Source organism: Streptomyces bohaiensis, from assembly GCF_012033785.1.
Taxonomy (GTDB): Bacteria; Actinomycetota; Actinomycetes; order Streptomycetales; family Streptomycetaceae; genus Streptomyces; species Streptomyces bohaiensis.
Genome location: NZ_JAAVJC010000234.1, coordinates 1 through 7,361, shown reverse-complemented (window position 1 = coordinate 7,361; position 7,361 = coordinate 1). Strand labels below are relative to the sequence as shown.

The following is a 7,361-nucleotide window of genomic DNA, read 5'->3' as shown; positions in this document are numbered from 1 at the left end:
CGAACCCGGAAGCTAAGCCTTTCAGCGCCGATGGTACTGCATGGGGGACCGTGTGGGAGAGTAGGTCGCCGCCGAACAAATTGTGTGGGAGAGGGTCTCACTGGAACTCCGGTTCCGGTGGCGCCCTTTTCTGCGTTGTACTGCTGTTTCCGGGGCCACCTGTGTGCGTGCCCGGTACGGTCCTCCCGCTACAGCGGGAGGACCGTACGGAGCTGCTCGACGCTGTGCGCTCTCAGAGCCGACGGAACATCATGTGCTGGCCGACGAGCCCCGCGTCGGGGTGGTCGAAGGCCAGCGGCGCCGTGCCGACTACCTCGAAGCCCAGTGACGTCCACAGACGCACCGCCGGCTCGTTCACCTCGACGACGGCGTTGAACTGGATGCCGTGGAAGCCCTGCGCGCGGGACCACTCGATGACGTACTCGCCGAGCCGGCGTCCGACGCCCTTCCCCTGGTGGTCCGGGTCCACCAGGAAGGACGCCGTGCCGATGTGGGAGCCGCGGCCCGGCTTGTTCGGCCCCATCTTGGCGGAGCCCACGACCCTGTCACCGGCGACGGCGACGACGGTCTGCCCCGGAGGGCGCTCCATCCACCACGGCTCGGCCTCGTCCAGGCTCTGCCCCTCGGGAAACGCGTAGGTCCGCCCCTCGGCCATGATGGCGGCGTAGAAGGTGTAGATGCTGGGCCAGTCCCCGGCTACGGCGGCGCGAATCTCCATGCGCCGGACGATACACGCGGGGGGCGCGCCACCGGCCGGGATTCAGGCCCCGGGCCGCTCCGCGGTGCCGGCGCCGGGCGGCGACCCCGCCCGGTGCCGAAGCGGTGGCGAAGTGTAGCCGAATTCCGCGATGAATGGCGAACAGGTTTAGCGCGGTATCGACACGCCGAAGTTTCGCCGGAGCCGCAAGCTGGAACTGGGAAATAATCGGCCGCCACGTACGGCTTTTGAACAGATGTCCACATGCTCAAGGTGCGGTGAAACTGTGAGATGCCCAGTTTGCGGAGGATCGGACGAAATAGAGATCTTCACCGACGAGGACGGCAACCTGCTGTGCATGTGCCCTTGCGGCGCGGCATGGTCGCCGTGAGCTTTCCGTTCCGCAGCGTCACAGCGGTGTCGACGGCTCGCACCTCGGAGCGGGCCCAGGTCGCCCGGGCGGCGGCGCCGTCGCCCTGTGCGCGCGGTCGTAGGGGCGTCCCGAGCACGAGTGGCCTCTCGCGGAGCGGCTGTGCCGTCCGGGTGCGGTCCGAGGAGCGGATCCGACGCGATAACGGACTCCACTCTTTCGAGTGGCACCGCATATGCCGTTGTCCATGACGGCGGCGCGGTTATCCCGGGGAAGCGCCGTCGCGCCCCGATCGGTCGGCTCAGATTTCCTCCGACATCTGTTCCATTCGTCCGACCTCGGCGGCCTGCTGTGCCGCGATCTCGGTCGCGAGTTCATTGACGGTGATGTCGACGCCCTCGGCGATCACCTCTGCCGACATGGTGACCGCTCCCTCGTGATGGACAATCATCAATTCGAGGAACAGCTGGTCGAATTCCGCGCCGCGGGCGTCCGCGAGCTCGGCCAGTTGCCGCGGCGAGGCCATGCCGGGCATCTCCGCGTGGTCGTGGCGGTGCGCGTCGTGGTCCGATCCGTGCGCGCCGTGGTCCGCCGCCGGGCCGTGTTCCTCCTCGTAGGACTCCAGCCAGGCGCGCATCACCTCGATCTCCGGTGCCTGGGCCGTCGCGATGCGGGTGGAGAGCCGTTCCACCGGATCGGCGTGGGCGTGGTCCGCGGCGAGGTCGGTCATCTCCAGCGCCTGCTCGTGGTGGACGATCATCATGGCGACGTACTTCACGTCCGCCTCGTTCGGCGCCTCGTGCCGTTCGGCTGCCTCGGCCCGCACCTGTTCCGGCGTCAGCCTGCGGGAGTCCTCTCCCGGCCGGCCCGGGGCGATGACGGTCGCCTCCTCCTCGGTGGCAGCCGCCTCCGCGGTCTCCCCCGAGGTGCAGCCGGTGAGTGCGATCACGGCGACAGCGGTGGCGCAGGCGGTTGCCGCGGTGGCGCGCAGGCTTCGAGCGGTATGACGGTGCATCGACGTGCCTCCAGGGCGTTCGGCGGTCAAAAGTCGCTCTGTTGAGATGTACATGCTTGGTCAATACTGGTCCCTGCTCAAGACCCTCACGGATTCGGCTGCGCCCAGGAGGCCACAGTGGAATCGTTGCGCGAGCGACGCAGGTACACGCGAATCGGCGCTGCTGCCGGAGCACTCGGCATGCTGGCTGCCCTGTTGAGCACGGGAGTCGCCGCCGCGACCCCCACCCCGGACGACCCCACGCCGGCGGAGATCACCGCCGACGAACGTCTCTCGGTGGCCGAGGCCATCGCCGAGGGCGAGATCCCCGGTGTGGACGAGATCGTCCACAGCGACAACATCCGTCATCTGGCCAACGTTCCCAAGGCGGGGCTGCGGGCGACCAACTCGGACATCGCCTTCCAGGGCAACTACGCCTTCGCCGGCAACTACGACGGGTTCACGGTGTACGACATCCGTCGTCCGAGCACGCCGCGCATCGTCGCCGAGGTGTACTGCCCCGGCCCGCAGGGGGACATCTCGGTCCACGGCGACCTGCTCTTCCTCTCCGTGGACTCCTCACGCAGCGACGATTCCTGCAGCAGCACCTCGATGCCCGCCACGCAGAAGGAGGCGTGGGAGGGCATCCGCATCTTCGACATCAGTGACGTGCGCGAACCGCGCTACGTCGCCGCGGTGGAGACCGCCTGCGGCTCCCACACCCACACCCTGGTGCCGGATGGCAAGAAGGACGTCTACGTCTACGTCTCGTCCTACTTCCCGCACGCCACGTACCCGGACTGCCAGCCGCCCCACGACGGCATCTCCATCGTCAAGGTGCCGCTGAAGTCCCCCGAGAAGGCGCGGGTCTCCTCCTTCGAGGTGCTCTTTCCCGACGGGGGCTTCCCCGGCGACAGCACGGGCACCGCGACCAGCGGCTGCCACGACATCACCGCCTACCCCGCACTGCGCATCGCCGCCGGCGCCTGCATGGGCGACGGCATCCTGATGGACATCTCGAAGCCCGCGGCGCCCCGTGTCATCGACCGCGTGCAGGACGTGGAGCACTTCGCGTTCTGGCACTCGGCGACCTTCAGCGAGGACGGCAGCAAGATCGTCTTCACCGACGAGCTCGGTGGCGGCGGCGCTGCCACCTGCAACGCCCGCATCGGTGACGAGTACGGCGCCAACGGGATCTACCACATCACGGGCAAGGGCGACCGGCGCACGATGGAGTTCCAGAGCTACTACAAGATCCCGCGGTACCAGGCCGACACCGAGAACTGCGTCGCCCACAACGGCTCGCTGATCCCGGTCGAGGGCCGCGACATCATGGTGCAGTCCTGGTACCAGGGCGGTGTCTCCGTCTGGGAGTTCACCGACTCCGGCAACCCCCACGAGATCGCCTACTTCGAGCGCGGCCCGATCTCGGACCAGCGCCTCACCTTCGGCGGGACCTGGTCCGCCTACTACTACAACGGCCACATCTACTCCAACGACCAGAAGGGCTTCGACGTCCTCCAGATCCGTGACCCGCGCACCAACAGCGCCAACGGCGTGAGGATGAAGGAACTCAACGCCCAGACACAGCCCCGCTACCTGCGCTGATCCCCGCGGGGGCGGGCCCGCGGCGGGCACCGGGGCCACGGTGCTCACCCCGCGGGCGAGGCGCTCGCCGTGCCGCCGGTGCTCGCCGCCGGACCGGCGCGGTGGGCGCCCGCGTCCGGGCCGCCGTCCGCGGCCAGGTCGCGGAGTTCGGCGGCGATGCCCACGGCCGCAGCCGTCAGGGGGACGGCGAGCAGCGTCCCGACCAGCCCGCCCACCGAGGCGCCGGCGGCCACCGCGAGCAGGACGAACGCGGGATGGAGGAACACCGTCCGGCTGTGCACCAGCGGCTGGAGCAGGGTCCCCTCGATCAACTGCACCGCGACCACCACGGCCAGTGCTCCGACAGCGAGCATGACGCCCTGGTCCGCCAGCGCCACCAAGACGGCGACCGTGCCGGACAGGAAGGCGCCCACGAAGGGGATGTACGCCCCCACGAACACCAAGGCACCCAGTGCGGCCGCCTGCGGCACGCCCAGCAGCGCCAGGCCGACCGTGATGAACACGGCGTCGATGGCGGCGATGATGGTGGTGCCCCGCATGAAACCGGCCATGGAGTCCCAGGCCCGGCGGCTCAGGCGCACCGCCAGCTCGCCCCGCCCGCCCGGCGTCCAGCGCTGCACGGCCGTCACCATCCGTTCGCGGTCCCGCAGGACGAAGAAGACCAGGGTGAGGGTGAGGACGGTGCCCGCCACGAGCTGGCCGGCGAGGCTGATGCCCGTGAAGGCGCCCTGGGCGGCGGCGCCGGCGGCGGCACTCCCGAGCGAGGAGAGGCTGTCCGCCGCGCCCCGCACCGCGTCGGCCAGCGGACCGCTCTCCCGAGAGGCGCGGTCGACGAGGTCCCGCAGCGTCGAGCCGAGGTCGGCGGCCGCGTCCGTCAGCAGTTGCACCATCACCCAGACCACCGCCGCCACCACCGCCACCAGCAGGGTCGCCGAGATGCCCGCCGCCCATCCTCTGCGCAGGCCGAGCCGGCGCAGCAACCGATCGAGCGGCACGATCAGTGCGGTGATCAGCAGCGCCACAAGGATCGGCACGACCACCACGCGCAGTTGGAACGCCAGCCCCAGGAACAGCGTGACGACCCCCGAGGCGAGGAGGATCGCCGCCGACCAGCGGATGACCCCCATGAGGCGGCGGGTCCGGGACCGGGGCTGCTGGTCGCCCTCGGCGGCGGGCCTCGCGGGCGGCGCCGAGGGTGTCGAGCCGTGGGTCCGGCCGGCGTCGGCGGCGGAGTCCGGCTGTGCCGCCGCCCGGTCGGGGCGCGGGTCCGCCGGTCGGTCAGCGGGGTCCTGGCTGTCGGGCATGGCTCTCTGCTCCTCACCGCGGGCACGGGGCGACCGCCGGTCGTCCGCAGCTCATTACTGCACATAAGCGGTGCAAACGGGTGGAAGTGCCGAGTGCGGCGCGTGAGGGCCCCCACTCGGCGGGCTCACGGCGGGGATGCGGGGTGCGGGGGGTGCCGCGCCCGGGGTGGGGCACCCCCGCTGGTGCTCATCCGACGGCTCATCCGATCGGTAGCGCGCCCTCCCGGCGGGCTGCTCGCCGTTGCCCCGCGGTGACCAGCGCTTTGACGGGGATGAGTGCGAGCCAGGTGAGCATGCCGGCCGCGGCGCTCAGGAACGCGATCGGGATCGAGGCGGCGAAGACCGCCGCGGAGAGCGCGAGGTCGGTGACGGCGAGACGCTGCACGGTGTCGGCCGGTCGGCGGCGCGGCTCGCAGGTCACCAACAGCGCGAGGTGCGTCCCGTAGACCGCGGCGACGGTGGCCGCATAGCCGGCGGTCGCCACGGAGTGGGTGCCGCCGTACTCGGCGAGGAGGGCTGTGGGGAACGGCAGCAGGGCGACCAGGCCGAGGCCGAGCAGCGCGAGGTGGCCGCCCCGGTCGACGGAGGCGTCCACCCGGTCCAGTACGTAGCGGTTGTCGCGCCAGAACTGGGCGATGACCACGAAGGACAGGGCGTAGGCGCCGAGGTTGGGGAGTTGGTCGCGCAGGGCGTCGTGGAACGCGGCGTCGCCCAGCTCCGGCGGCACGCTGATGTTCAGCACCAGCAGGGTCAGCGCGATGGCGTACACGCCGTCGGAGAGGGCGACGAGGCGGCCGGTGAGGGCTGCCGCGCGCTCCTCCGAGGGGCGATGTCCGGGCTGCCCTTGCTCACTGTCGGTCACATCCACTACGGTATGTGTTGGCTCCGATGCGGTGGGTTCGCAACGCGGGGTTGCGTGGCGCCGCGCGGGGTTGCGTGGCGCCGGGCGGTTGCGGTGTGGGTGGGCGGGAGACGGGTCGGCAGCGGCGCGGGGTGTGCGGCCGGAGGGGAGGTGGTGCGGGGGAGGCGTACGGCGGTGCCCCCGCGCGGGTGGGGGGCGGGCGTGCGGGGTGTGGGCTCAGCCGGCGAAGGCCGCGGCGAGGGCTGCTCCCGCCAGGAGGGCGAGGGTGCCGCCCACCACGTTGGCGACGACGCTCACCAGGGCAAGGGGCGTCCGGCCGGTCTCGATGAGGCGGACCGTCTCCCAGGAGAGGGCGGCGTAGGTGCTCAGTGTGGCGAGCAGGCCGGGGCCGAGGACGGCCGCGAGTGTCGCGGGGAGGGTCAGGGCCGAGACCGCTCCGAGCCCGGTGCACCCCAGGAGGTTGACCGCCAGGGTGCCGAGCGGGAGGCGTCCGCCGAGCCGGTGGGAGAGCGCCCGGTCCACGAGGAAGCGCAGCGGCGCCCCGACACCCGCACCGAGCAGCACCATGGCCCAGGTCAGCACGGGCCCGCTCCGCCCTGGCCGGGACGGCCACCGTGGTCGCGCGGATCGGGGTGCGTGCGGTGCTCGCGGTGCTCGCGGCCCGGCGGTGGTTCCGCCGACCGCTGTGGGAGCTGCTTCCCCGGCGCCTCCTGGTCGCCGGCGGCGGGGCGGGCCGCGGTCGCCGCGCCCTGGTCGCCGCCTGCGGTGCGGTGGTCACCGTGCCCGCCGCCCGGCCGGCGGGTCGCGAGCCGGCGGGTGGTCGCGAGCCCCGCCCACAGCGCGAGGAGTGCCGCGCCGACTGTCCCGACGAGGTAGAGCGCGGCCGCCGCGTACCGATCGGCGGCGATCACCCGGTCGGCGTCCAGGGTGTACGTCGCGAAGGTGGTGAAGCTGCTGATCACGCCGGTTCCCAACGCGGGCCGCACCCACGGCGCCGTGACCGCGCCGGTCTCGATCAGTGCCATGAGCGCACCCATGGCGGCACAGCCGACGATGTTGACGGCGAGGGTGGTCAGGGGCGAACTCTCCGAGCCGGGCCAGAGGATGCCGGTGCCGTGCCGGGCTGCCGCACCGACCATGCCGCCGAGCGAGACGGCGACCAGCAGCGGCGGCAGGCGGAGGGCGGGCGGCGGCGCGCCGGTGCGACGAGGGGCGGTGTCGGGGGTGCGGTCAGCCATGCTCAGCTCTCCTGCCCGGCCCGGGCCGGGCAGGAGCCCGGGCGACGCTCGGATGTGGTCGGGCAGGGGCCGGCGGCGGCTGCGGATGCCGCGGTCGGTGCCGGTGGGCCCCGCCACCGGTGGCCTGTCGACGACGGGAGGACACCCGGCCCAGGGTAGGCGGCCGGTCGGATCATCCGGCGCCGCCGCCGCGCCCGCGAGGCGCTCGGGACAGGGCTCCCCGGTGCCCGCCGGCCGGGTCCGGTCGGCCGCCGCTGCTCGCCGAGCCGGGCGAGGACGGGCGTGCCG

The 7,361-nt window shown here is 72.2% G+C and carries 7 protein-coding genes and 1 rRNA gene; 2 read left to right on the top strand and 6 right to left on the bottom strand.

Annotation, left to right across the window (positions count from 1 at the left end):
• A 5S ribosomal RNA gene (rrf, locus tag HCN52_RS19580) occupies window positions 1-77 on the top strand; the annotation flags it as partial.
• A gap of 155 nt (window positions 78-232) precedes the next feature.
• On the opposite strand, the gene HCN52_RS19575 is transcribed toward rrf, so the two are convergent.
• Complete coding sequence (locus HCN52_RS19575) at window positions 233-718, bottom strand: GNAT family N-acetyltransferase (protein WP_168089762.1); 486 nt, start codon at window positions 716-718, stop codon at window positions 233-235.
• A 650-nt stretch (window positions 719-1,368) separates the two neighbouring features.
• Window positions 1,369-2,082 (bottom strand): DUF305 domain-containing protein, encoded by a 714-nt coding sequence (locus HCN52_RS19570; RefSeq protein ID WP_168089761.1) that lies wholly within the window; start codon window positions 2,080-2,082, stop codon window positions 1,369-1,371.
• A gap of 180 nt (window positions 2,083-2,262) precedes the next feature.
• Here HCN52_RS19570 and HCN52_RS19565 point away from each other — a divergent pair, with 180 nt between their 5' ends.
• Window positions 2,263-3,669, top strand: coding sequence for an LVIVD repeat-containing protein (locus tag HCN52_RS19565; RefSeq protein ID WP_168089760.1), 1,407 nt, complete (start codon window positions 2,263-2,265; stop codon window positions 3,667-3,669).
• A gap of 44 nt (window positions 3,670-3,713) precedes the next feature.
• Here the strand turns inward: HCN52_RS19565 and HCN52_RS19560 are convergent, their stop codons facing one another.
• The 4 genes from HCN52_RS19560 to HCN52_RS19545 all read right to left on the bottom strand — a co-directional run bounded on the left by HCN52_RS19560 (window position 3,714) and on the right by HCN52_RS19545 (window position 7,073).
• Window positions 3,714-4,973, bottom strand: coding sequence for an AI-2E family transporter (locus HCN52_RS19560; protein ID WP_245175294.1), 1,260 nt, complete (start codon window positions 4,971-4,973; stop codon window positions 3,714-3,716).
• Between the two features lie 199 nt (window positions 4,974-5,172).
• Window positions 5,173-5,835: a TMEM175 family protein gene (locus HCN52_RS19555; RefSeq protein ID WP_168089759.1), complete on the bottom strand. Its 663-nt coding sequence runs from the start codon at window positions 5,833-5,835 to the stop codon at window positions 5,173-5,175.
• 216 nt (window positions 5,836-6,051) lie between these two features.
• Window positions 6,052-6,417: a fluoride efflux transporter FluC gene (locus HCN52_RS19550; RefSeq protein ID WP_312876787.1), complete on the bottom strand. Its 366-nt coding sequence runs from the start codon at window positions 6,415-6,417 to the stop codon at window positions 6,052-6,054.
• Window positions 6,411-7,073: a fluoride efflux transporter FluC gene (locus tag HCN52_RS19545; RefSeq protein ID WP_168089758.1), complete on the bottom strand. Its 663-nt coding sequence runs from the start codon at window positions 7,071-7,073 to the stop codon at window positions 6,411-6,413. Before HCN52_RS19545 ends, HCN52_RS19550 begins: the two co-directional genes overlap by 7 nt.
• Window positions 7,074-7,361 lie beyond the last annotated feature (288 nt).

What these genes read in the sequence shown, in the direction of transcription:
- HCN52_RS19575 (WP_168089762.1), bottom strand. Translation starts at nt 718, where the DNA reads ATGGAGATTCGCGCCGCCGTAGCCGGGGACTGGCCCAGCATCTACACC.
- HCN52_RS19570 (WP_168089761.1), bottom strand. Translation starts at nt 2,082, where the DNA reads ATGCACCGTCATACCGCTCGAAGCCTGCGCGCCACCGCGGCAACCGCC.
- HCN52_RS19565 (WP_168089760.1), top strand. Translation starts at nt 2,263, where the DNA reads ATGCTGGCTGCCCTGTTGAGCACGGGAGTCGCCGCCGCGACCCCCACC.
- HCN52_RS19560 (WP_245175294.1), bottom strand. Translation starts at nt 4,973, where the DNA reads ATGCCCGACAGCCAGGACCCCGCTGACCGACCGGCGGACCCGCGCCCC.
- HCN52_RS19545 (WP_168089758.1), bottom strand. Translation starts at nt 7,073, where the DNA reads ATGGCTGACCGCACCCCCGACACCGCCCCTCGTCGCACCGGCGCGCCG.